19 protein-coding genes are annotated in these 23,107 nt (G+C 67.9%); 12 read left to right on the forward strand and 7 right to left on the reverse strand.

The window, feature by feature from the left end:
* Positions 1 to 59 precede the first annotated feature (59 nt).
* The 3 genes from DIR46_RS23145 (at position 60) to DIR46_RS23155 (ending at position 5,304) form a co-directional block, all read left to right on the forward strand.
* Positions 60 to 2,165 (forward strand): TonB-dependent siderophore receptor, encoded by a 2,106-nt coding sequence (locus DIR46_RS23145; protein WP_109347328.1) that lies wholly within the window; start codon positions 60 to 62, stop codon positions 2,163 to 2,165.
* Entirely contained in the window at positions 2,162 to 4,567 is a 2,406-nt protein-coding gene (locus tag DIR46_RS23150; RefSeq protein WP_307719110.1) for a PepSY domain-containing protein, read from the forward strand. Before DIR46_RS23145 ends, DIR46_RS23150 begins: the two co-directional genes overlap by 4 nt.
* A gap of 146 nt (positions 4,568 to 4,713) precedes the next feature.
* Entirely contained in the window at positions 4,714 to 5,304 is a 591-nt protein-coding gene (locus DIR46_RS23155; protein ID WP_109347329.1) for a nitroreductase family protein, read from the forward strand.
* On the opposite strand, the gene DIR46_RS26815 is transcribed toward DIR46_RS23155, so the two are convergent.
* The 3 genes from DIR46_RS26815 to DIR46_RS23165 all read right to left on the reverse strand — a co-directional run bounded on the left by DIR46_RS26815 (position 5,286) and on the right by DIR46_RS23165 (position 7,192).
* Complete coding sequence (locus tag DIR46_RS26815; protein WP_162819605.1) at positions 5,286 to 5,492, reverse strand: hypothetical protein; 207 nt, start codon at positions 5,490 to 5,492, stop codon at positions 5,286 to 5,288. The two genes, DIR46_RS23155 and DIR46_RS26815, sit on opposite strands and share 19 nt — an antisense overlap.
* Positions 5,493 to 5,531: 39 nt before the next feature.
* Positions 5,532 to 5,741, reverse strand: coding sequence for a cold-shock protein (locus DIR46_RS23160; protein WP_109347330.1), 210 nt, complete (start codon positions 5,739 to 5,741; stop codon positions 5,532 to 5,534).
* Positions 5,742 to 6,085: 344 nt separating this feature from the next.
* Positions 6,086 to 7,192, reverse strand: coding sequence for a mechanosensitive ion channel family protein (locus DIR46_RS23165; RefSeq protein ID WP_162819606.1), 1,107 nt, complete (start codon positions 7,190 to 7,192; stop codon positions 6,086 to 6,088).
* Between the two features lie 255 nt (positions 7,193 to 7,447).
* Between DIR46_RS23165 and DIR46_RS23170 the strand changes: the two genes are divergently transcribed.
* The 5 genes from DIR46_RS23170 to DIR46_RS23190 all read left to right on the forward strand — a co-directional run bounded on the left by DIR46_RS23170 (position 7,448) and on the right by DIR46_RS23190 (position 14,878).
* Positions 7,448 to 9,859, forward strand: a complete 2,412-nt coding sequence (locus DIR46_RS23170; protein ID WP_229446376.1) for a PAS domain-containing hybrid sensor histidine kinase/response regulator — start codon at positions 7,448 to 7,450, stop codon at positions 9,857 to 9,859.
* A gap of 574 nt (positions 9,860 to 10,433) precedes the next feature.
* Positions 10,434 to 11,114 carry a Crp/Fnr family transcriptional regulator gene (locus tag DIR46_RS23175; RefSeq protein ID WP_162819659.1) on the forward strand — a complete coding sequence of 227 codons (681 nt, stop codon included), beginning with the start codon at positions 10,434 to 10,436 and terminating at the stop codon, positions 11,112 to 11,114.
* A 37-nt stretch (positions 11,115 to 11,151) separates the two neighbouring features.
* Positions 11,152 to 11,646: an RrF2 family transcriptional regulator gene (locus DIR46_RS23180; RefSeq protein WP_109347333.1), complete on the forward strand. Its 495-nt coding sequence runs from the start codon at positions 11,152 to 11,154 to the stop codon at positions 11,644 to 11,646.
* A 201-nt stretch (positions 11,647 to 11,847) separates the two neighbouring features.
* Positions 11,848 to 14,049 carry an NADP-dependent malic enzyme gene (locus DIR46_RS23185; RefSeq protein WP_109347334.1) on the forward strand — a complete coding sequence of 734 codons (2,202 nt, stop codon included), beginning with the start codon at positions 11,848 to 11,850 and terminating at the stop codon, positions 14,047 to 14,049.
* A 61-nt stretch (positions 14,050 to 14,110) separates the two neighbouring features.
* Positions 14,111 to 14,878, forward strand: a complete 768-nt coding sequence (locus DIR46_RS23190; RefSeq protein ID WP_109347335.1) for a sulfite exporter TauE/SafE family protein — start codon at positions 14,111 to 14,113, stop codon at positions 14,876 to 14,878.
* A 24-nt stretch (positions 14,879 to 14,902) separates the two neighbouring features.
* On the opposite strand, the gene DIR46_RS23195 is transcribed toward DIR46_RS23190, so the two are convergent.
* Positions 14,903 to 15,799, reverse strand: coding sequence for a LysR family transcriptional regulator (locus DIR46_RS23195; protein WP_109347336.1), 897 nt, complete (start codon positions 15,797 to 15,799; stop codon positions 14,903 to 14,905).
* 95 nt (positions 15,800 to 15,894) lie between these two features.
* Here DIR46_RS23195 and DIR46_RS23200 point away from each other — a divergent pair, with 95 nt between their 5' ends.
* Positions 15,895 to 17,061, forward strand: a complete 1,167-nt coding sequence (locus DIR46_RS23200) for a mandelate racemase/muconate lactonizing enzyme family protein (RefSeq protein WP_109347337.1) — start codon at positions 15,895 to 15,897, stop codon at positions 17,059 to 17,061.
* A 74-nt stretch (positions 17,062 to 17,135) separates the two neighbouring features.
* Here the strand turns inward: DIR46_RS23200 and DIR46_RS23205 are convergent, their stop codons facing one another.
* Entirely contained in the window at positions 17,136 to 18,224 is a 1,089-nt protein-coding gene (locus tag DIR46_RS23205; protein WP_109347338.1) for a tartrate dehydrogenase, read from the reverse strand.
* A 93-nt stretch (positions 18,225 to 18,317) separates the two neighbouring features.
* Here DIR46_RS23205 and DIR46_RS23210 point away from each other — a divergent pair, with 93 nt between their 5' ends.
* A complete protein-coding gene (locus tag DIR46_RS23210; RefSeq protein WP_109347339.1) occupies positions 18,318 to 19,226 on the forward strand; it encodes a LysR substrate-binding domain-containing protein in 909 nt (302 codons plus the stop codon).
* A gap of 340 nt (positions 19,227 to 19,566) precedes the next feature.
* A complete protein-coding gene (locus DIR46_RS23215; protein ID WP_229446377.1) occupies positions 19,567 to 20,217 on the forward strand; it encodes a YitT family protein in 651 nt (216 codons plus the stop codon).
* A 190-nt stretch (positions 20,218 to 20,407) separates the two neighbouring features.
* Here the strand turns inward: DIR46_RS23215 and DIR46_RS23220 are convergent, their stop codons facing one another.
* Positions 20,408 to 20,620 carry a hypothetical protein gene (locus tag DIR46_RS23220; protein WP_109347341.1) on the reverse strand — a complete coding sequence of 71 codons (213 nt, stop codon included), beginning with the start codon at positions 20,618 to 20,620 and terminating at the stop codon, positions 20,408 to 20,410.
* Positions 20,621 to 20,628: 8 nt separating this feature from the next.
* On the opposite strand from DIR46_RS23220, the gene DIR46_RS23225 reads away from it, so the two are divergent.
* Complete coding sequence (locus DIR46_RS23225; protein WP_205289031.1) at positions 20,629 to 21,714, forward strand: amidohydrolase family protein; 1,086 nt, start codon at positions 20,629 to 20,631, stop codon at positions 21,712 to 21,714.
* On the opposite strand, the gene DIR46_RS23230 is transcribed toward DIR46_RS23225, so the two are convergent.
* Positions 21,711 to 23,093, reverse strand: coding sequence for a sensor histidine kinase (locus DIR46_RS23230; RefSeq protein WP_109347342.1), 1,383 nt, complete (start codon positions 23,091 to 23,093; stop codon positions 21,711 to 21,713). The two genes, DIR46_RS23225 and DIR46_RS23230, sit on opposite strands and share 4 nt — an antisense overlap.
* Positions 23,094 to 23,107: the final 14 nt, after the last annotated feature.

A 23,107-nucleotide genomic window follows, 5' to 3' on the forward strand; every position in this document is an offset into this window, starting at 1 on the left:
TATTGAAAATGATTATCATTCACGATAGGATGCCGGTTCGTTCATGAATCCTGCATGCCATGCCCACGCCCGTGTCCCGTCGTCCGCTCCTGATCGTCCTTGCCCTGTCCTACGCTTTCCCAGTCTTCGCGGCGCCGCAGGAGACTGACGAACAAGACATGCAGGCCGTGCGCGTCACCGCCACCCGCGCCCAGGGCTTCATGCCGAATACCGTGGAAGCGGGCAGCTTCCGTGGTTCCGACGTCATGGACGTCCCCTCGACCGTCAACGTGATCACGCGCGAGGTGCTCGAGCTGCAGGCCGCCGCCGGGCTGTACGACGCGCTGCGCAACACCGCCGGCGTCACCCGCCAGCAGAATGGCGGCGACACCTGGGACCAGCTGGTCATCCGCGGCATCGCGGTCGAGAACCGCACCAACTACCGCCTCAACGGCTCGCTGCCGCTGATGAATTTCGGCCAGGTCTCGATGGAGAATAAAGAACGGGTCGAGGTGCTCAAGGGCGCCACCGCCCTGTACTATGGCTTCACCTCGCCGGCCGGCGTCGTCAACTTCGTCACCAAGCGCGCCGGCAGCGCGCCGGTCGACACGGTCGGGCTGACCCTGGACGACAACGGTTCCGCCGTCGCCAGCGCCGACGTGGCGCGCCGCTTCGGGCAGCGCCAGGAATTCGGCGTGCGCGTCAATGCCGCCGGCGGCACGCTCGGCTCCCACCTCGACGGCGTTGGCAACGGCAACCGCGGCTTTGTCTCGGCCGCCCTCGACTGGCGCCTGAACGAGCGTGTGCGCCTGCGCGCCGACCTCGAATACGACAAGCGCCGCGTGACCGAGCAGGCCGGCATCAACCTGCCGCCGGTGGTCGGCGGCGCCATCGGGTTGCCGCGGCCGGTGGATCCGCGCCGCCTGGTGGGCCCCGACTGGGCGCGCTTCGAAACGCATGCGCGCAACGTCCAGCTGCGCGCCGACCTCGCCCTGAACCAGGACTGGGCCCTGACCCTGGAGGCCGGCCACGCCGAGACCAGACGCGAGCGCAACCTGCCGATCTTCCGCTTCGACAGCGCGGCCAGCGTCGCCACCGGCGCCGGCCGGATCACCGGCAACTCCCAGTTCGCCGACGTCGGCTCCGACATGCTGCGCGCCGAGCTGGCCGGGCGCTTCGCGACCGGCGCGCTGAGCCACGACCTGACGCTCGGCGTGAGCGGCACCGACAAGGCCCAGGCGCCGGTCTACCAGTCCAACTACACGATCCCCTTGCAAAACCTGCATGACCCGGTCCCGATCCGCAGCGCTAGCTTCGGCGCCGTGCCGACGCGGCCCACTACGGCCGCACTGGACAGCCGCGACAAGGGCCTGTACCTGGTCGACCGCATCGGGCTGGGCCGGTGGCAGCTGATCGGCGGGGTGCGCCGGGTCGATTACCGGAGCAGCCAGGGCGCCAACCGCTACGACGTGAGCGAGACCACGCCCCTGGCGGCGCTGATCTGGCGCGCCGGCGACGACTTCTCGCTGTACGCCTCGATGGCCGAAGGGCTCGAGGAAGGCGAGGCCGCACCCGCCGGCAGCGCCAATGAGGGCACCCGCATGGCGCCGGGCGTGAGCAAGCAGAAGGAAATCGGCGCGCGATGGCGCAGCGGCGGCGGCTTCCTGACCCAGCTGGCGCTGTTCGACATCGACCGTCCCGGCTACTACACCAATGCCGCCAACGTGTTCACCGCCGACGGCGAGCAGCGCTATCGCGGCATCGAGCTGTCGGCGCAGGGGCGCCTCACGCGCCGCCTGTCCTGGCAGGGTTCGGCCCAGGTGCTCGATCCGGAATTTCGCGACATCGGCGCCGCCTATGACGGCAAGCTGCCCGAGAACGCTTCGCGCCGCACCGCCAGCAGTTACCTGGCCTATGACCTGGACGCGGTGCCCGGATTGTCGCTGACCCTGGGCGCTTATTACACGGGCGAGCGCCCGGTGAATGACCTGAACCAGGCCTGGCTGGGCGGCGTGACGCTGTTCGGCGTGGGCGGGCGCTATGCCACGCAGGCGTTCGGCAAGCGCACCACCTGGCAGCTCAATGTCGACAACGCGGGCGACAAGCGGTACTGGGCAGGCGCCGGCACGCGCCTTTCGGCCGGCCTGCCGCGCCTGGTCAAGCTGTCGGTGAAGGTGGCGCTGTGAACGGTCAATCCGTGAAGGCGGCGCCGGATGCGCCACCGCGCTGGCGTCCGCCGACCATGCGCGAGGTCTGGTTCCAGTTGCACTGGTTCGTCGGCATCACGGCCGGCACCTTGCTGGCGGTGATCGGCCTGAGCGGCGCCATCCTCGCTTTCGAGGACGAGATCCTGGAAAGCATCAACCCCGGCGTGTTCGCCGTGCCGGTCGAGCAGCGGCCGCGTCTGGAACCGGAACAGATCCTTCATGCGGCCCGCCAGGCCCATCCCGGCGAACGGGTCGCCAGCCTCACGTTCGAGGCGCAGCCCGGCCGCACCGTCGGCGTACGCTTCGCCCCGCCGCGCGGTGAGCGGCATGGCCTGGAGATCCACGTCCATCCCTATGACGGCAGCGTGCTGCCCGCCACGCGCGGCGCTGCCTTCTTCCAGTTCGTCGATTCGCTGCACCGCTGGCTGCTGCTGCCGCGCGCGCCGGGCCGCATCGTGCTCGGCATCCTGGCCCTGTGCCTGGTCGGGCTGGCGCTCAGCGGCCTGGTCCTGCGCTGGCCGCGCAACAAGGACTGGCGCAGCTGGCTGACCTTCAACACATCGCTGCGCGGCCGATCCTTCCTGTGGGCGCTGCATGCAATCGCCGGCACCTGGGCGCTGGTCGCCTACCTGGTGGTGGCTGGCACCGGACTTTACTGGAGTTTCGATATCGTGCGCGGCACCTTGCAGGATTGGGCAGGTGCGCCGTCGGCACAGGCGCGCGAGGCCAGGTCCGCTGCCACGAGGCGTGGCGACGCCAGCCTGGCGCCGGCCTGGCGCACCTTCGTGTCGATGGCCCCCGACTGGTCGAGCGCCACGATCCGCTTGCCGGAGCGTGGGGGCGGGGCCTATCAACTGACCTGGCTCGCACAGGATGCACCGCACGACCGCGCGCGCAACCGGATGACCCTCGGCGGGGATGGCACGGTGCGTCGGGACGAGCGCCATGCCGACAAGGACGCCGGGCAGCGCGCCCTGACCACCATCCGTCCGCTGCATACCGGCACGTATTTCGGCCTGCCGGGCCGGATCGTCATGATGCTGGCCAGCCTGGCCCTGCCGGGCTTCGCGATCACCGGCTGGATGCTCTACCTTGGCCGCCGGCGCCAGAAGCGTGCGCTGACGCGCGAGCGCAGCCTGGCGGCGAAGGCCGACGCGAACACCACCGGCGCGCCGGTGCTGGTGGCTTTCGCGACCCAGGGCGGCCAGGCCGAACGGATCGCGCTGCACAGCGCCGGCGCCCTGCGCGCCGGCGGCCGCGCGGTCGACCTGCGCGCGGTGTCGGCGCTGGCGCCGCGAGACCTGGCCGGCTACGGGCAGGCGCTGTTCGTGGCCAGCACCTTCGGCGAAGGCGAGGCGCCCGATTCCGCACGGCGCTTCAGCCGCGAACTGGAGGCGTGGCAGTCGATGTTCGAGGGCTGCCGCTTCGCCGTGCTGGCGCTGGGCGACCGCAACTACGCGCGTTTCTGCGGCTATGGGCATGCCTTGGACCGCCGCCTGCGGGCGCTGGGCGGCAAGCCGCTGTTCCCGCTGATCGAAGTGGACCAGGGCGACGAAACGGCGCTCGGACGCTGGATGCATGCGCTGGGCGGGATTGGCGCCAGCGCGGGCGAGCTGCCGCCAGCCGAACAGGCCGCGCCGTTTTCGGACTGGGTACTGCATTCGAGGCGCCTGCTCAACCCCGGCAGCCAGGGCGCGCCGCTGTATGAAATCGCCCTGCGGCCGGGCATCGCGGCCAGCTGGCAGGCGGGCGACTTGCTCGAGATCGCCGTTCCCGAGGCGCCGCTGGCGCCGCGCCGCTATTCGATCGCCAGCGTGCAGGAGGACGGCGCGGTGGAACTGCTGGTGCGCCAGCAGCGTCATGCACAGGGTCTCGGTCTCGCTTCGGGCTGGCTGACCGAACGCCTGGCCGTCGGCGCGGCGGTGCGCGCGCGCCTGGTGGCCAATCCCGGTTTCCATGCGCCGGACGACGACCGTCCCTGCATCTATATCGGCAACGGCTCGGGCATGGCCGGCTTGCGCGGCCACCTGCGCAGCCGCGCCGCCATGGGATGGGGCCGCAACTGGCTGCTGTTCGGCGAGCGCCAGCGCGCCTTCGACAGCCTGTGCGACGCCGAGCTGGCGGTCCTGCGGGCGGCGGGCATGCTGCCCGAACTGGACCTGGCGTTCTCGCGCGACCCGCAGCCCGAATACGTCCAGGACCGCCTGCATGCGCGCGCCGACCTGCTGCGCCGGTGGATCGACGACGGCGCCACGATCCACGTCTGCGGCAGCCTGCAGGGCATGGCCGGGGCGGTGCACGAGGCGCTGGCCGCGATCCTGGGACAGGCGATAATGGAACGCCTGATGGACACGGGGCGCTTCCGGCGCGACGTCTACTGATTCACTTGCCGCCCTGGAGCCGCGCCGCCGAGGACGGGCCCGAGGCGCGCCACGAACTTCCAGCAGCGCGCCGAGCGCCATCCAGGTGCGGCAAGCACGATCCTCCTCCCTCTGCAGGCTGGCGCGGGGCTCGTTATACTGCGCGCATGACCATTCCCCCATCCGACGCCGGCGGCGATTTCCAGGCCCTCGTGGCGGCGCGCCGCAATTTCACGCTGCGGCGCCTGCACGCGCCGGGCCCCGATGCGCAGACGCTCGCACGCCTCGTCGAAGCGGCTGCGCACGCTCCCGACCATGGCCTGCTGCGGCCATGGCGCTTCGTGCTCATTCCGCAAGAGCGGCGCGCCGACCTGGGCGAGGTGTTCGCCGACGCGCTGGCCGCGCGCGACCCCGGCTGCGGCGAGGAAGCGCTGGCCACCGCGCGCGACAAGGCCCAGCGCGCGCCCTGCCTGCTGGTGGCGGTGCTGCGCGACGACACGGCGGCCAGGGCGGTTCCCGTGACCGAGAAGCTGGTCTCGCTCGGCTGCGCCATGCAGAACCTGCTGCTCGCGGCCAGCGCGGCCGGATTCGCGACCGGCCTGGCCAGCGGCGCCGCCATGGACGCGCCGGGCATGCGCCGCCTGCTGCGCCTGGAGGCGCACGAGCGCGCGATCTGCTTCATCGGCCTGGGTACGGCGGCGATCGAAAAATTGCCGCGTCCGACGCCGGACGCAGCGGCTTACCTGAGCAGCATTTGATCTTCGGCGCGCGGCGCCCAGCTTTCGCCGAAGCCGCCTCGGCAGCCGCTGGCGCGCGTGGCCGTCAGGGCGCCGCGGCCGGTGACGGCGTCGATGGCCTGTCCGCTGCGGTCGCGCGCCACCAACGAAAACGCCCGCCATGAAGGCGGGCGCTCGACTTGCACCTGGCCTGCCGCAGCCTCGCCCACGCTATCCGTGTGGTGCGCGCCGCTGGCGGCCAGCTTGCCTTAGATGGGGCAGATGTTTCCGGCCTTTTCGCCTTTCGGCCCGGTCGATCGCACGAAAGACACGCGCTGATTTTCGGCAAGGCTTTTAAAACCGTTGGACTGTATATCCTGGAAATGTGCGAACAGATCGCCACCGCCTGCATCAGGGGTAATAAAGCCGAAGCCCTTGGAATCGTTGAACCATTTTACGGTGCCGGTTTGGGTAGTCATTTGATATTTCCTTTTGCATTAAATTGAGTGAAATTGCTCAGATGCACATTCGACCAAGAGAGGTGTAATGGGGAGAGAATCAAACGGGACTGCCAGAACGGCAAGACGGGAAAGAAAATCCAACAATAACAATGACTTGATGAGGTGCAGAAATGGACGATACACGACTTGGCCTGGATGTCCTAGCGATTTCTGGATTATCTGCGAAACCTGTTATTGTGATAAACCGAGGCTTGCCTGACCATGCCGGCCGCAATACGGCGCATGAGCAGAACGAATAATGTCGGGTGGCGCCGACGCTTGACGAGAAAAAGAGGCCTCCTTAAGGATCAGGAGGGTGTGATTCAATGCCGCGGCTCCCAGCGCTGCCCGTTGTGTCGCGAAGGCGATTCGGGCGGCCATCCGCCGGCCGGATTGTCAGGCCCGGCAAACCGGATCACCGACAGGGGGTGGGCGAACTCGATACGTTCGCGCCCGAAGCAGCGATAGATCTCGAGCAAGATCGCATGCTGGACATCCATATGTGCGATGTAGTCGGCAGTCTGGACGTGGTACACCACCTCGAAATCGAGCGACCATTCGCCGATGCGGCAAAAATGGGCGCGCTCGAAGACGACGTCCCCGCGGGCGGCGACGATGTCGCGCACCAGGACGGGGATGCGGGCGATGTGCGTATCGCTGGTCCCATAGGCCGCGCGCAGGATGAATGCGACCCGGCGAGTCTGCATGCGCCCGTGGTTGTGGATGCGGCTCTTGAGCAACTCGCCATTGGAGAACACGATCTGCTCGCCACCCAGCCCACGCAGCCGGGTAGTCTTCAGCCCGATGTACTCGACGGACCCGAGCGCGTCACCGACGATGATGAAGTCGTCGATGTCGAACGGTTTGTCGATCATGATCGACAGCGAGGCGAACAGATCGCCCAGGATATTCTGGGTTGCCAGAGCCACGGCAATGCCGCCGATGCCAAGGCTGGCCACCAGGGTAGTGATACTGAACCCAAAGTTATCCAGCAACATCAAGCAGGCGACAGCCCAGGTTGCCAGGCGGAGCATGAAGACCAGGATCATGCTCGACGCCTTGCGCGCGATGTCCTCGCGCATGACCATGAACTGGACGCGCCAGGCGCGCAGGGCGGTGTCGCCCCAGATGGCCAGCTGCAGCACAAGCGCGGCGCCGGCCAGCCGCGAGACGGCCATGCGGTAGCCATCGGGCATGGACAGGCACAGACTGCCGAAGTAGGCGCCAAAACAGAGCAGCAGGGCGAGGTAGGTCTGTCCCAGCACCGTGGCCGCGAAATCGTCGAGCCGCGTACGGCTGCGCTGGGCAAGCGCGCGCATCCTTCGCACCGCGAAGCAGCGAACGTAGTACATCAGCGCGGTGCTGCCGGTCGCGATGGCGATGGCCGTGATCCAGGCTTCCAGATGGTTTGCGGTCAACTGTCCGTCCATTCGCTCTCCCAGTTCGGCGGCAGCCGTGCGTGCCCGATCGGGGTCCAGGGCGGCGTTCCCGCGACACCTGTTCAGACACCGGAAGTCCGTTTCGGTTGCTTTCCTGCACGACATAAAGTGAACGATCCTGTAAGATCCACGGCGAGCCGCCGATTGGCGGGGCACGTCACCCTTCTTACACTTTCCATGATTGCAGATGTACTAAACCGGGCAGGAATCAGCGAGCAGGCATGCCTGGATTCGGCGCTGGGGCCCGTGCGTGATTGGCCACCGGAGTTGCGTTGCGCGGCGTCGATGGTGCTCGAATCGCCGGCGCCGATGTGGCTCGCCTGGGGAGACACCCTGGCGCTGCTGGCAAATCCAGCCTGCATCGCGTTGCTGCCGGGCGGACCGCTTCGTCAGGGCCAGAGCGCCGCCGGCGTCTGGGGGAATGCATGGACCGCGCTTCGGCCGGCCCTCGCGCAGGCGCTCGCCGGAGCGGGTGCGCTGCTCGAGGAAGTGGCGTTGGAGCGCGCCGGCGGGGTCACTCCCCACTGGGTCACATTTTCGTTCGCGCCGCTGCGCGACGCTGCGGGCAGCGTGCGCGGCGCCGTGTGCACCATGCAGGACATGGGGGCGATGGTTGCTGCGCGGCGCAGGTTGCGCGACAGCGAAGCGGCCGCGGCACGCGGCAGCGCGCTGACACTGGAGACCGCCGAGCGCTATCGCCTGGCCCTGCTCGCCACCAATGACGCCATCTGGGACTGGAATCTGGCGGACGGTCAGGTGGTATGGAACCGGGCGGTGGAAACCCTGTTCGGCCACGAGCTGGACGCGACCACCGCGAACTGGTGGCTCGATCACATCCATCCCGAGGACCGGCAACGGATCGACCGTACGATCCACGCCGTGATCGACGGCGCCAGCAGCAACTGGTCTGATGAGTACCGGTTCCGGCGCGCCGACGGCAGCTATGCGGACATCTATGACCGCGGCACCGTCCTGCGCGATCGCGACGGACGGGGGCGGCGCATGATCGGCGCGATGCTCGATGTGAGCGAGCAGAAGGCGACACGCGCCGCACTGCAGGAGAGCGAGCGGCTGTTCCGCACCCTGTTCGAGTCCATCGACGAGGGATTCTGTGTGATCGAATTCCTCGATGGTCCACACGGACCCTTGAGCGACTATGTCCACGTGCTGGCCAATCCGGCCTATGCCGCCAATGCCGGCATCGAGAACGTGGTGGGCCAGAAGGTCAGGGACATGGTGCCGCTGGAGGCGCAGGCCTGGGTCGAGATCTATCGGGAGGTGCTGATCAGCGGGCGCCCGATCCGCTTCGAGCGCGAGCTGGAGCGCACAGGGCGCTTCCTCGAGCTGGCGGCTTTGCGCATCGAGCCACCGGAACGGCGCCAGGTCGCGGTGCTGTTCCAGGACATCACGCAACGGCATCGCGCCGAACTGGTCCTGCGCGACATGAACGATACCCTCGAGCGGCGCGTGGCAGAGGAGGTCGAGCGCCACGCGCGCATGGAGGAAGCGCTGCGCCAGTCGCAAAAGATGGAAGCGGTCGGTCAGCTGACGGGTGGTATCGCGCACGACTTCAACAATATGCTGGCCGTGATCTCGAACGCGATGGAGCTGCTCGGCCGGCGCCTGGACGATGGCAACGAGCGGGCGCTGCACTACGTCGGCATCGCCAAGGGCGGCGTGCGGCGTGCGGCCCAGCTCACCCAGCGACTGCTTGCGTTCTCGCGGCAGCAGCCGCTGCGGCCCGAAACGGTGCGCGCCAACGACCTGGTGGCGGGAATGTCCGAGCTGTTCCGGCACTCGCTTGGCGCCGCCATCCGCGTCGAGCTGGACCTGGGCCCCGATCCCTGGCTGCTGCACGTCGACCATAACCAGCTGGAGCATGCGATCCTGAACCTGGCGGTGAACGCGCGCGACGCCATGGAGCGCGGAGGACGATTGTTGATCCAGACCTCCAACTGCACGCTTGAGCCACGCGATTTTCCGGAACTGCCCGGTGGCCAGGCCGCCGACCACGTGATGATCGCGGTCTGCGATACCGGCACCGGCATGCCCCGCGAGGTGATGGACAGGGCCTTCGAGCCTTTCTTCACCACCAAGGAAGTGGGACGCGGGACGGGACTGGGCTTGAGCCAGGTGTATGGTTTCGTCAAGCAGTCGGGCGGCCAGGTGCGCATCGCTTCCACGCCTGGCGAGGGAACCCGGGTGGAGCTGTACCTGCCGCGTTACCTCGCGGCCAGCGTCGCGGTCGCGCCGGCCGGGGCGGCGCCTGACATCGTGCGCGCGCGCCCCGGCGAAACCATCCTGGTGGTGGACGATGAAGCCGCGGTGCGCAGCCTGTCGGCCGAGATGCTGCAGGCGCTGGGGTACACGGTGCAGGTAGCCGACGGCGCGGCGGCGGCGCTGCGCCTGCTCGACGCGCATCCGGCCGTCAATCTGCGGTTCACCGACGTACTGATGCCCGAACTCGATGGCCGGGAGCTCGCCGCGCGCGCCCTGCAGCGCCGGCCCGGCCTGCCGGTGCTGTTCACCAGCGGCCACACCCGCAACGTGGAGGCGGTCAAGGGGTTGCTGGAGCGGACGCGCATCCTGCCCAAGCCGTTTACGCTGGCGCAACTGGCGAGCCAGGTGAGGATGGCGCTGGACGAAGTGCGGGCATGAGCTTCGCCGGCCGCTTCGCCCATCACGTCGCAACGCGGATTGCGCTGCAGCAGCGAGCGCATGGCGCTGCGACACAGGGTATGTCGTCCCGCCGGCGGCACGCCGATCCGGCTGGCGCGAGCGTGCTCGCGCACGTTCGATAGCGTTTCCTGCGCAAGTTCAGCGGCAGCTCGCGCACGTCCCCGCAGCGTTCCTGCATCCCTGTGCCCGCGATCTTCCGGGCTGCGCTTTGCCCCGCAGGCATGCGCGGATCTGCATGCGGCGCCCCCCGGCCATCTCGTTCCACAGGCCGTCGCGCACCACCATGTGAATGTTCTCGTCGCCTGATCGCCGCCGCCGGTCGCTGGAGGCAGGGGCGGCGGCAGTCGGCATGACGGCCTTCGGCTTTCAGGTCAAATTGGCTATTTCAACCGTTAGCTAGATCGTTTTTGATCCACATCAAGTTTTTATTTAGGCAACGAATTGTAGGATGCGGCATGCGCAATCGCCGCTTTGGAGCGAATGCGCACTTCGGTGCGCCACATCGTTCCAGGCGCGCCGTTTCGTTCGTTTCCACGGGCTATGCCCTGAATCTATCGTGAGCCGACACCGCATCGCACCCCGCCAGTTCCTGGCAACCCTGCCCCTGTTCGCCGACCTCTCGCCCGAGCAGCTCGACCTGCTCGCGCAAGCCACCATTGAGCTGCACGTGCCGCGCGGCCGCGTGGTCGTCGAGCGCGGCGAATCCTGCAGCGGCCTGCACACCGTGATCTACGGCGACGTCAAGCTCTCCATCGTCTCGAGCGAAGGCGAGGAGAAGGTGGTCGAGCTGATCGGCCCCGGCCAGAGCTTCGGCGAAGCGCCGCTGTTCATGGAGCGTCCCTACATGACCCAGGCCGAGACGCTGGCCGACAGCATGCTGCTGCACATCTCGAAACACGCCATCCATGCCCAGATCGAGCGCAATCCCGGGTTTTCAAGGCGCCTGCTGGCGTCCATGAGCCGGCGCCTGCACGGCCTGATCTCGGACGTCGAATCCTACACCCTGCGCAGCGGCAGCCAGCGCATCGTCAGCTACCTGCTCAAGGACGATCCGCCGCAGGGCGCGCAGGTGACGCTGGCGGCGCGCAAGAAGATGATCGCGTCGCGCCTCTCGCTGTCGCCCGAATACTTTTCGCGGGTGCTGCACGACATGGCCCGTCGCGGCATGGTCGGCATCGCCGGGCGCAGCATCACCATCCTCGATATCGAGCGCCTGCGCGCCTACGAAGGCTGACGCCGCGCAGCCATCAACCAATCACGGAGGCGTCCACATGTACATGCACCTGACCGAATTCACCGACAACGCCCTGCGCCTGCTGGTCTACCTCGGCAACCACCGCGAGCGGATCGCGACCATCAACGAGATCGCCGAGCGCTACGGCATTTCGCGCCACCACCTGGCCAAGGTGTCCTGCGTGCTGGCCGCCTCGGGCCTGATCGAGACCTCGCGCGGGCGCCTGGGCGGGATGCGCCTGGCCGGCGCGCCGCGCGACATCCGCCTGGGCGAAGTCGTGCGCTGCACCGAGCGCGGACTGGCGCGCGGCGCGCGCGGCGGTCCGGACGGCGAGCGGCCGACAGCTCACCAGCCGGACGACCGCCTGCGGCAGTCGCTGGCCGTGGCCACCGCCGCCTACCTGGCCGAACTCAATCGCGTGACCCTGGCCGACCTGATTCCCGGCGGCGCGCAGCCGGACGACGAAATGCCGGGCTGGCTGGCCACGAATGCGTGGCGCTGGCAGCACTCGGCGCTGGAGGAGGGCGCATGAATGCCATCGCCGCCGGCACGGTCCGGATCGGCGTCTCGGCGCCCGCATGCAGCGCGCCCTGAGCCGCGCGGCGATGCCCGCGCAAAACAGCACGACCGTACGCAAGCGCGTCCACACGCGATGGTGTCGCTTCGGCTAGAATGTTTGCCCATGAATGGAAGGCCGCCTTCCACGCCGCGACACCCAAGTTATAGGAAGACCATGAGTACCGACAGTAATCTGAACGAAGCCCAGAACACCCAGTTGCGCATCGACGCGCTCGAATACCACCGTAGTCCAAGCCGCGGCAAGATCGAAGTGGTGGCCACCAAGCCGCTGTCGAACCAGCGCGACCTGTCGCTGGCCTACTCGCCGGGCGTGGCCTACGCCTGCGAGGAAATCGCCGCCGATCCGGCGACCGCCTTCGACTACACCTCGCGCGGCAACCTGGTGGCCGTGATCTCGAACGGCACCGCGGTGCTGGGTCTCGGTAACATCGGTCCGCTGGCATCGAAGCCGGTCATGGAAGGCAAGGGCTGCCTGTTCAAGAAATTCGCCGGCGTCGACGTGTTCGACCTGGAGCTGGATGAACTGGATCCGGACAAGCTGGTCGACGCCATCGCCATGCTCGAGCCGACCGTGGGCGGCATCAACCTCGAGGACATCAAGGCGCCGGAGTGCTTCTACATCGAGAAGAAGCTGCGCGAGCGCATGAACATTCCGGTCTTCCACGACGACCAGCACGGCACCGCCATCATCTCGACCGCCGCGCTGCTCAATGCGCTGAAGGTGGTGGGCAAGGACATCGGCCAGATCAAGCTGGTCGCCTCGGGCGCCGGCGCGGCGGCCATCGCCTGCCTCGACATGATGGTGCTGCTGGGCGTGAAGCAGTCGAACATCTACGTCACCGACTCGAAGGGCGTGATCTGGCAGGGCCGCGAAGCGAATATGGAAGCCAACAAGGCGCGCTATGCGCAGGCGACCGATGCCCGTCTTCTTTCCGACATCGTCAAGGATGCCGACGTGTTCCTGGGCTGCTCGACCGCCGGCGTGCTCACCGCCGACATGGTCAAGACCATGGCCGACAAGCCGGTCATCCTGGCCCTGGCCAATCCGGAACCCGAGATCCGTCCTGAGGTGGCCAGGGCCGCGCGTCCGGACGTCATCATCGCCACCGGCCGTTCGGACTACCCGAACCAGGTCAACAACGTGCTGTGCTTCCCTTACATCTTCCGCGGCGCCCTGGACTGCGGCGCGACCCGCATCACCGACGAGATGAAGCTGGCCTGCGTGACCGCGATCGCCGAGCTGGCCGAAGCCGAGGCGAGCGACGTGGTGGCGCTGGCCTACGAAGGCCAGGACCTGACCTTCGGCCCCGAATACATCATCCCGAAGCCGTTCGATCCGCGCCTGCTGGCGGCGATCGCGCCGCGCGTGGCCGAAGCGGCCGCCGCATCCGGCGTGGCGACCCGTCCGATCGAGGACATGGACGCCTACCGCGACAAGCTGGGCCAGATGATCTATCACACCGGTTTCTTCATGAAGCCCGTGTTCAACAAGGCGCGCGCCAACCTGCGCAAGGTGGCCTATGCCGAGGCAAACGAGCCGCGCGTGCTGCGCGCCGTGCAGGCGGTGGTGGACGAGGGGCTGGCCCGGCCGGTGCTGATCGGCGACGAGACCGCGATCGCGCGCGCCGTCAGGCAGGCCGGCCTGCGCCTGCAGGCGGGCGTGGACTACACGGTGATCGCGGCGGAGTCTGACACCACGCTGCAGGGCACGCGCCTGCTGAAGTCGGGCCAGGTCGACGCCCTGATCTGCGGCATGACCGGCAGCTATGACAGCCACCTGGAGCACGTCAGGAACGAGATCGGCGTGGCGCCGGGCGCCGAAGTGCTGGCCGCGATGAACGCGCTGGTGCTCGACAAGCTGACCCTGTTCATCACGGACACCTACGTCAACGAGACGCCGAGCGCGCAGGAACTGGCGGCGATCACCCGCCTGGCGGCCGACGCCCTGCAGCACTTCGGCCTGGAGCCGAAGGCGGCGCTGCTGTCGCACTCCTCGCAGGGTTCGTCCGAGCGTCCGTCGGCGCGCCGCATGCGCGAGGCCCGCGCACTGCTGGCCGAACAGGCACCCAGGCTGGCGGTGGTCGGCGAGATCCACGGCGACGCCGCGCTGTCGCAGGAAATCCGCGACATCTACGGGATCGACGCCGGCTACTCGGGCAGCGCCAACCTGCTGGTGATGCCGTCACTGGACGCGGCCAACATCCTGTTCAATGTGCTCAAGGTCGCCAGCGGCAAGGGCGTGACGGTCGGTCCGATCCTGCTGGGCGCGGCCAAGTCGGTGCACATCCTGAGCCCGAGCGCCACCGTGCGCCGCATCGTCAACATGACCGCGCTGGCGGCGGCGCAGGTCGTCTAAGGCGGTAGTCCTTCCCATCCGGCGGCCCCTTGCGAGGGGCCGTCGCGTTTTTGGCTCCTCCATGATTTCCATGATCGACCTTGCATTGAACTTCGGCCTGGGCGCCTCGCTCGGCATCGCCGGCGGCATGCTGGGCATCGGCGGCGGCCTGATCGCCATCCCGGTGCTGGGCCTGTTGTACGGCATGAACCAGCACCTGGCCCAGGGCACGGCGCTGGTGATGATCGCGCCGAACGTGGCGATCGGCTTCTGGCGCTATCACCAGAAGCACCCGGTCGACCTGCGCTCGGTGGGCGTGGCCGGCCTGTGCTCGATCGGGACCGCATGGCTGGCGGCGCGCTTCGCGGTGGCGATCGACGCCCGGGTGCTGCATTATGCGTTCGCGCTGTTCCTGCTGGCGCTGGCGCTGTATTTCGGCTGGCCGTCGCGGCGCAAGACCGGCGCGCCGCTGCCGCCCGCGAAGGAAGTGCCGCGCCGGCTGATGCCGGCGATCGGCGTCGCCAGCGGCGCGGTGTCGGGCTTCTTCACGATCGGCGGGGGCATGGTGGTGGTGCCGGCGCTGGTGAGCCTGTTCAAGATGCCGCAGACGCGCGCCCAGGGCATGGCGCTGGCGCTGGTGGTGCCGGGCGCCTTCGTGGCGCTGGCCACCTATGGTCACAGCGGCGCGGTCGACTGGCGGGTAGGCCTGCCGCTGGCATTGGGCGGCGTGCTGACCGTGTCGTGGGGCGTGCACCTGGCGCATACCTTGCCGCCACGCCTGTTGCGGGTGGTGTTCAGCACGGTGCTGCTGGCGGCGGCCGTGACGATGCTGGTGACCGGCGGCGCCTGAGCCGCATGGGCCGATTGGTCGGGCTCAGGCCGGCGCGAACTGCGCGGCCAGGAAATCGATGAAGGCGCGCGCCCGCGCCGATTGCCGGCGGCCGCCCGGATAGACCACGTACAGGTCGGCCGCCGGCTGCACGTACTGCGGCAGCACGATGCGCAGGCGGCCGCTGTCGACGTATTTTTTCAAGTCCCACTCCGAACGCACCAGGATGCCGTGGCCGTCCAGCGCCCAGCCGAGGGCGATGTCGCCATCGTTGCTCGACAGCGTGCCCTGCACCTTCACCGAGACATTGCGGCCCTCGTGCACCAGGCGCCACACGCCGTGCGCGTCCTCGTTCTGGCGATGGACGATGCAGCGGTGCCGCGCCAGGTCGGCCAGGCTGCCCGGCGTGCCGTGCTGCTCCAGGTAGCGCGGCGAGGCGCACAGGAAGCGCCGGTTCGACATGATGCGGCGCGCCACCAGGCGCTGGTCGGGCAGTTCGCCGAAGCGGATCGCCAGGTCGATGCCGCCCGCAACCAGGTCGACCGGGCGGTCGGTGACGTCCAGTTGCACCTCCACCTGCGGATAGCGCTGGGCGAAGCTCGAGACCAGCGGCGCGATCGCGGTGCGCCCGAAGCCCAGCGAGGCGTTCACCTTCAGCCGCCCACGCGGCACCGAGCGCGTGCTCGATACCGCTTCTTCCATCTCGCGCAGCTCGGCCAGGATCCGGGTCGCGTAGTGCAGATAGGTTTCGCCTTCCGGCGTCAGGCTGCTGGTGCGGGTGGTGCGGTTGACCAGGCGTACGCCAAGGTGTTGTTCCAGCAGCGCTAGGCGCTTGGTGGCGGCGGGCGGGGTCAGGTCCAGCTCGCGCGCGGCGGCCGACAGGTTGCCGTGGCGCGCCAGCAGGACGAAGAATTCGAGGTGGGAGGCGAGGTCGTTTTTCACCGCAAGTTAAAAATCTAGTGAATCCGGCTCAATCATAACCGGCTTTGAAGCGAATAATCTGGTGGCTCGTTCAACCGCAAGCGAAGGAATACCAGATGAGAATCGTCGAAATCCGCGAAAAGACAGTCCCGATCAGCTCCCCGATCCGCAACGCCTATATCGATTTCAGCAAGATGACGCTGAGCGTGGTCGCCGTGGTGACCGACGTCGTGCGCGACGGGAAGCCGGTGATCGGCTACGGCTTCAATTCCAACGGCCGCTATGGCCAGGGCACCCTGATGCGTGAGCGCTTCATCCCGCGCATCCTCGAAGCCGATCCCGCATCGCTGGTTGACGACACGGGGGACAATCTTGACCCGCACAAGGTGTGGCAGGCGATGTTCACCAACGAGAAGCCGGGCGGCCATGGCGAGCGCTCGGTGGCCATCGGCACCATCGACATGGCGGTATGGGACGCAACCGCCAAGATCGCCGGCAAGCCGCTGTTCCAGCTGCTGGCCGAGCGTTACGGCAACGGCGAGCCGGACCGGAAAGTGTTCGTGTACGCGGCTGGCGGCTATTACTATCCGGGCCAGGACCACGGCAAGCTCAAGGACGAGATGCGCAGCTACCTGGATCGTGGCTACACGGTGGTCAAGAAGAAGATCGGCGGCGCCTCGCTCGACGAAGACCTGCGCCGCATCGATTCGATCCTGAGCGTGCTGGGAGATGGCCAGAAGCTGGCGGTGGACGCCAACGGCCGCTTCGATCTGGACACCGCGATCCGCTACGCCAAGGCGCTGTCGCATTACGATCTGTTCTGGTACGAGGAAGCCGGCGACCCGCTCGACTACGAGCTGCAGGCCACGCTGCGCAACTACTACGACAAGCCGATGGCCACCGGCGAGAACCTGTTCTCCATGCAGGACGCGCGCAACCTGGTCCGCCACGGCGGCATGCGTCCAGACCGCGACTGGCTGCAGTTCGATTGCGCGCTCAGTTACGGCCTGGTGGAGTACCTGCGCACCCTGGACATGCTGCGCCAGCATGGCTGGTCGGCCAGCCGCTGCATTCCGCACGGTGGCCACCAGATGTCGCTGAATATCGCGGCCGGGCTGGGACTGGGCGGCAACGAGTCCTATCCCGACCTGTTCCAGCCTTATGGTGGCTTCCCGGACGGCGTGAAGGTCGAGAATGGATTCATCACGATGCCGGATTTGCCGGGGATCGGCTTCGAAGGCAAGGCCGACCTGATCGCCGAGATGCGGCGGCTTACCGCTTGAGTGGCGAATAGGCCGGCCCTGCCGGCATGCATGCAAGCAGGCCGGCCGCAGGCAAGGCGCAGGTGAGCCGCAGGTCAGCTGTCCTTGTCAAGATAGCGCGCAACCGCCTGGCCCACTTCGGTGGTGTTGGCCGTGCCGCCCATGTCCGGCGTGCGCGGCCCCTCGACCAGGCAACGCTCGATTGCCGCCAGCATGGCGTCGTGCGCGGCGGTATAGGTGGCGTCGCCCTGGCCCAGGAACTCGAGCATCATCGCGCCGGACCAGATCATCGCGATCGGGTTGGCGATGTTCTGGCCGTAGATGTCGGGCGCCGAGCCGTGCACCGGTTCGAACAGGGAAGGGAAGCGCCGCTCCGGATTCAGGTTGGCCGACGGGGCGATGCCGATGGTGCCGGTGCAGGCCGGGCCGAGGTCGGACAGGATGTCGCCGAACAGGTTCGAGGCCACCACCACGTCGAAGCGCTCGGGCGAGATCACGAAGCGCGCGCACAGGATGTCGATGTGGTATTTGTCCCATTTGACGTCGCCATACTGCTGGCCGATGGCGGCCACGCGTTCGTCCCAGTAGGGCATCGAGATCGAGATGCCGTTCGACTTGGTGGCGGCGGTCAGGTGTTTTTTCGGACCGCGCTGGGCCAGGTCGAAGGCGTACTTGAGGATGCGGTCGGTGCCGTGGCGGGTGAAGACCGATTCCTGCAGCACGAATTCGCGCTCGGTCCCTTCGAACATCTTGCCGCCGACCGAGGAGTATTCGCCTTCGGTGTTCTCGCGCACCACGTAGAAGTCGATGTCGCCCGGCTTCTTGTTGGCCAGCGGACAGGGCACGCCGGGCATCAGGCGCACCGGGCGCAGGTTGACGTACTGGTCGAACTCGCGCCGGAACTTGAGCAGCGAGCCCCACAGCGAGACGTGGTCGGGCACCGTGTCGGGCCAGCCGACGGCCCCGAAATAGATGGCTTCGAAGCCGTCGAGCTGCTGGCGCCAGTCGTCCGGCATCATCTTGCCGTGCTGCGCGTAGTAGTCGCAGTCGGCCCAGGCGAAGGTGGTGAAGTCGAGTTTGATCCCGAAGCGGCGGGCGGTGACCTCGAGGGCGCGCAGGCCCTCGGGCATGACTTCCTTGCCGATGCCGTCGCCGGCGATGACTGCGATCTTGTGGGTGTTCATGTGGCGCTCCTGGGTGCTGGATGGATACGATCAGGATAATCCGAAACAAGCTGTTTATAATATGGCTTTCCGTGGCGGCAAGGAACACGATGCGTGAATAATCTGCTGGAAAACGCCGACCTGCGTGTCTTCGTGACCGTCGTACGCAAGGGTTCGTTCGCCCAGGCGGCGGCGGAGCTGGGCATGTCGGCGGCCTATGTCAGCAAGCGCATCGGCGTGCTGGAAGAGGCGCTGGGCGTGCGGCTGTTCCAGCGCACCACGCGCCGCGTCGTTATCACCGAGGAGGGCGAGCAGGCTTTCGGGCGGGCCCAGGCCATCCTGGACAGTCTGGACGAACTGGTCGACGAGGTATCCGAGCGGCGCCGGGAGCCCAGGGGCCGGGTGCGCATGTGCAGCAGCTTCGGTTTCGGGCGCAATGTGGTGGCGCCGGCCATCGCCAAGCTGGTGCGCGCCTATCCGGCGCTGCACATCCGCTTCGAGGTGTTCGACCGCCTGGTCGATCCGGTGGCCGAAGGCTTCGACCTCGACGTGCGCATCGGCGACGAGATCGCGCCGCAGCTGATCGCGCGCCGCCTGATGGCGAACCACCGCATCCTGTGCGCCGCGCCGGACTACCTTGCACGGCACGGCGCGCCGCGCTCATTGCCGGAGCTGTCCGGCCACCAGTGCCTGGTGATCAAGGAGCGCGACCATCCGTTCGGCGTGTGGCGGCTGCGTTCGCGCGCTGGCGAGGAGACGGTGAAGGTCTCGGGTGTGCTGTCGACCAACCATGGCGAGATCGCGCTGCGCTGGGCCCTCGACGGCGCCGGCATCATCCTGCGCTCGCGCTGGCACGCTCAACCCCATCTCGATGCCGGGCGGCTGGTGCAGCTGCTGCCCGACTTCACCCAGGAAGCCAATGTCTGGGCCGTGTATCCCCGGCGGCTGGGCAATTCGGCCAAGGTGCGGGTGTGCGTCGAATTCCTGGAACGCGAGCTGGCGGCGGGGCGGGCACCGGAATAGGGCTTCCACTGGTCGAATCCGCACCGTAACAGGGGTATGTGCACTGCAATAGTGCGCCGCACAAGGGTGTTCCATAGGGTGTTTCTCATCTGGTACGGTTCGATGCGTGGCGTATCGACATTGCGCCGCAACATGAGCGATAATAGCGACCCGAAGCGCACCGTATCCCGTGCGTTTCGCGCATATGCGCCTACCCGGCGCGCCCGCATTCCTGTTACCACACTATCGCAAGGAACATGAACTTCAGCTCTACGCTCGTCGCTATCCCCTGCACGGCCACCCGCCGGACCCTGTCCGTCCGCGTGGCGATCGCTTCCATCGTCGATGCGGCGGTGCGCGGATGAGCCAGTCTGCCATGTTCCCCGGTTCGGCATCGCCGGCCCCGCGCGCGGTCGTGGTCAAGCCGCATTCGCCGCTCGATGACGTCTACGGCATTGCCGTGGGCGTGCTGTTCGTCGTGATCGGCATCGTGCTGCTGCAGGCGGCCCAGCTGATCACCGGCGGCGTGGCCGGCATCGCGCTGCTGTCGTCGTACGTGAGCGGGGTGTCAGTGGGCACCCTGTTCATGATGATCAACGTGCCGTTCTTCCTGTTCGGCTACCTGTTCATGGGCCCGCTCTTTACGCTGAAGTCGCTGGCCGGCAGCGCCCTGATCATGGGCCTGTTGAAAATCATGCCGCACGTGCTGGTGATCGGCCACATCCATCCCGCCGTGGCCGCGCTGGGCGGCGGCACCTTCTGCGGCATGGGCATCCTGGCCATGGCGCGCCACGGTGCAGGCGTCGGCGGCACCGGCATCGTGACTCTGTGGCTGCAAAAGAAATACGGCATCAACGCCGGCCGCACCCAGGTCATGATCGACAGCGTCATCCTGCTGCTGGCCCTTGGCCTGGTCGCCCCGCACCTGGTCGGCTGGTCGGCCGTGAGCGCCGTCGCCATGAGCAGCATGGTAATGGCCTGGCACCGCGCCGGCCGCTACTTCGGCAGCTGACACATCCAATCAGGCTCAGGGTCGAATTCAAACAGGTCGACCCTGCCCCCGGGTTCTATCGGTGGGTGTCGCGGTCGGAAGCGCGCGCGGTTCGGCAGTACGGGCTTGTAGAATTAGTGGCAATTCTATTGTTTGGAGGGTTGCCATGTCGCGGCTATTGCACTGTGTCGTGCTTTACTTCTTGTTCGCGTCATGCCAGGCCGCTGCAGGTCAGCCGCGCGCCTTGCTGATCCAGAATGCGCATGTCGTCAGCCTCGATCCGCAGCAGGGTGAGCGGCGCGATGCGGATGTGCTGGTGCGCGATGGGCGTATCGTTGCCGTTGGGCGCGAGCTCGAGGCGGCGGGGGCGGATCGGATCGATGCGCGCGGGATGATCCTGCTGCCGGGACTGGTCGATACGCATAACCATCTGTGGCTCAGCGCGGCGCGTGGGCAGTTTCGCAATACCCCGAGACCGATTATTTCGCGCTCAAGAAGCGGCTGGGACGGCACTACACGCCGGACGACGTCCGCATCGGCACGTATTTTGGCGCCGTCGAGACCCTGGCGTCGGGCGTCACGACCACCGTCGACTTCTTTCATAACCTGCGCAGTCCGGCGCACCTGGAGGCGGCTGAACGGGCGCTGCTGCAAAGCGGTATCCGCGCGCGGCTGCTGGCCGGCGCGCATGACGATCTTGGGCCGGCTGAAAGCGTCGACCTCGACCTGCTCGCCGCAGCGGCGGCGCGGGCGCGGCCGGCACGGGTCACGCTGGGGCTGGGCTGGCGCGGGGTGGGGGAGGGCAAGGCCGACGTGGCCGCGACCGGCCGCCGCGAGATCGCGGCCGCGCGCAAGCTCGGCTGGCCGGTCTCCGTGCATTCCGGCGGCAAGCGCAATGGCGCCCTGGCCGCCAGCGGCCTGCTGGGCGAGGACGTGCAGATCGTGCATGCCACCGGCGCCACGCCCGCCGAGCTGGCGGCGTTTCGACAGGCCGGCAGCGCGCTGTCGCTGACGCCGGTCACCGAGCAGCGGGTCGGCTACGGCCTGACTGTGCTGGACGACTACGCGGCCGTGGGGCGCATCGGCCTCGGCATCGATGGCACGGCGCTGGCCGGCAGCGCCGACCTGTTCGCCAATATGCGCCTGCTCGCGCTCACCGCGTCCGGCGCCGGCAAGAAGGAAACGGCGGTCGCGCCGCGCCGCATCCTCGAACTGGCGACGATCGAGGCCGCGCGCTCGATCGGCATGGATGACCAGATCGGTTCGATCACGCCCGGCAAGCGCGCCGACCTGATCCTGCTCGATCCCGGCGCCCTGAACATGGCGCTGGCCGGCGATGCCGATCCCTATGCCCTGATCGTGTATTCGGCCACGCCGGCCAACGTCGACACGGTGATCGTCGACGGCGTCGTGCTCAAGCGCGGCGGGCGCCTGCTCGGCGTCGATGTTCCGCGTGTGATGAAAGAAGCGCGCTCCTCGATCGATGCCATCCTCGAACGCGCCGGCGCTCCCCGCTAGAAGGCCTGCGCCGCCGGATTGGCATGCAGCAGCAGCGTGGCGCGCAGGCCCGGGTGGTTGTCTTCCAGCGTCAGGCTGCCGCCGTGCAGGCGCGCCACCGCCGAGACCACGCTCAGGCCCAGGCCCACGCCCGGCGTGCCGCGGCTGGCGTCGACCCGGTAGAAGCGCTCGATCACGCGCGTGCGCTCGTGTTCCGGAATGCCCGGGCCGTTGTCGGCCACCACCACCGCCACCCGCTCGGCGTCCAGGCGGCGCGCGGTGATCGCGATCGCGCCGCGCACCGGCGCGTATTTGAGGGCGTTGTCGACCATATTGCCCAGCGCCTGGGCCAGCAGCACCGGGTCGCCCACCACCCGCAGATCCTCGGGCGCGTCGAAACCCAGGTCGATGTCCTTCAACTCGGCCACCGGGCCGTAGAATTCGGTGACCTCGGCGCCCAGCGCGGCCAGGTCGACCTCGACGAAGCCGCCGCGCCGGCTGCCGCTATCGATCTCGGCGAGGCGCAACAGCGCGTTGAAGATGCCCATCACGCGGTCGACGTCGTCGATGGCGGCGTCGATCTCGGCGAAGGTCTCCTCGCTCGGCGGACGCGCCACCGACAGTTCCTCGAGCCGCGCGCGCAGCTCCGACAACGGCGTGCGCAAGTCGTGCGCGATCGCGTTCGACACATCCTGCACCCCCGTCACCAGGTGCTCGATCTGGTCCAGCATGCGGTTGACGGTGCGGGTGAGCTGCTGCAGCTCGTCGCCGTCGCGCGGCTCCACCAGCCGGTGCGATAGCTTGCCCTCGATGATCGAAGCCGTGGTCTGGCTGATGCGCCGCACCCGTCCCAGCAGCGCGCGCCGGATCAGGACGCCGCCCAGCGCCGCTCCCACCAGCACCGCCAGCGCGCAGCCCAGCAGGCCATAGGCGAACAGGCGCTCGAGCTGCTGGAAGCGATCGAGGTTGCTGGCCACCAGCAGCATGTAGCCGTCTTCCAGCGTCACCCGCACCAGCTCCACGTTGCGCGGCCTGTCGTCGACCCGGATCGTCACCCGGCACAGGCCGTCGCGTTCGGGTACGCCCTCGGGCCACTCCGGCAGGTTGCCGGCCAGCTTGGCGCCGTCGGGCGCCACGAACAGCATGATCTTGCGCACGCCGTCGTTGACGCCATGGACCTGGCTGTCGATCGCCGCCGCCAGCGCCGGCGGCCCCTGGCGTTCGAACAGATTGCGCAGGTGCCGGGCGTCCGACTTGAGCAGCTGGCTGCGCACCTCGCCGATGTTCTTGTGCCAGGCGAACCACAGCGGCGCGGCGAACATCGCCAGCACCAGCAGGGTGACGACGGCGTAGCCGATCGCGATGGTGCGGGCGGAAAAGCTGGGCAGGCGCAGGCTCAAGAGACTTGTCTCAC

The sequence above is a fragment of the Massilia oculi genome, assembly GCF_003143515.1.
Taxonomy (GTDB): domain Bacteria; phylum Pseudomonadota; class Gammaproteobacteria; order Burkholderiales; family Burkholderiaceae_D; genus Telluria; species Telluria oculi.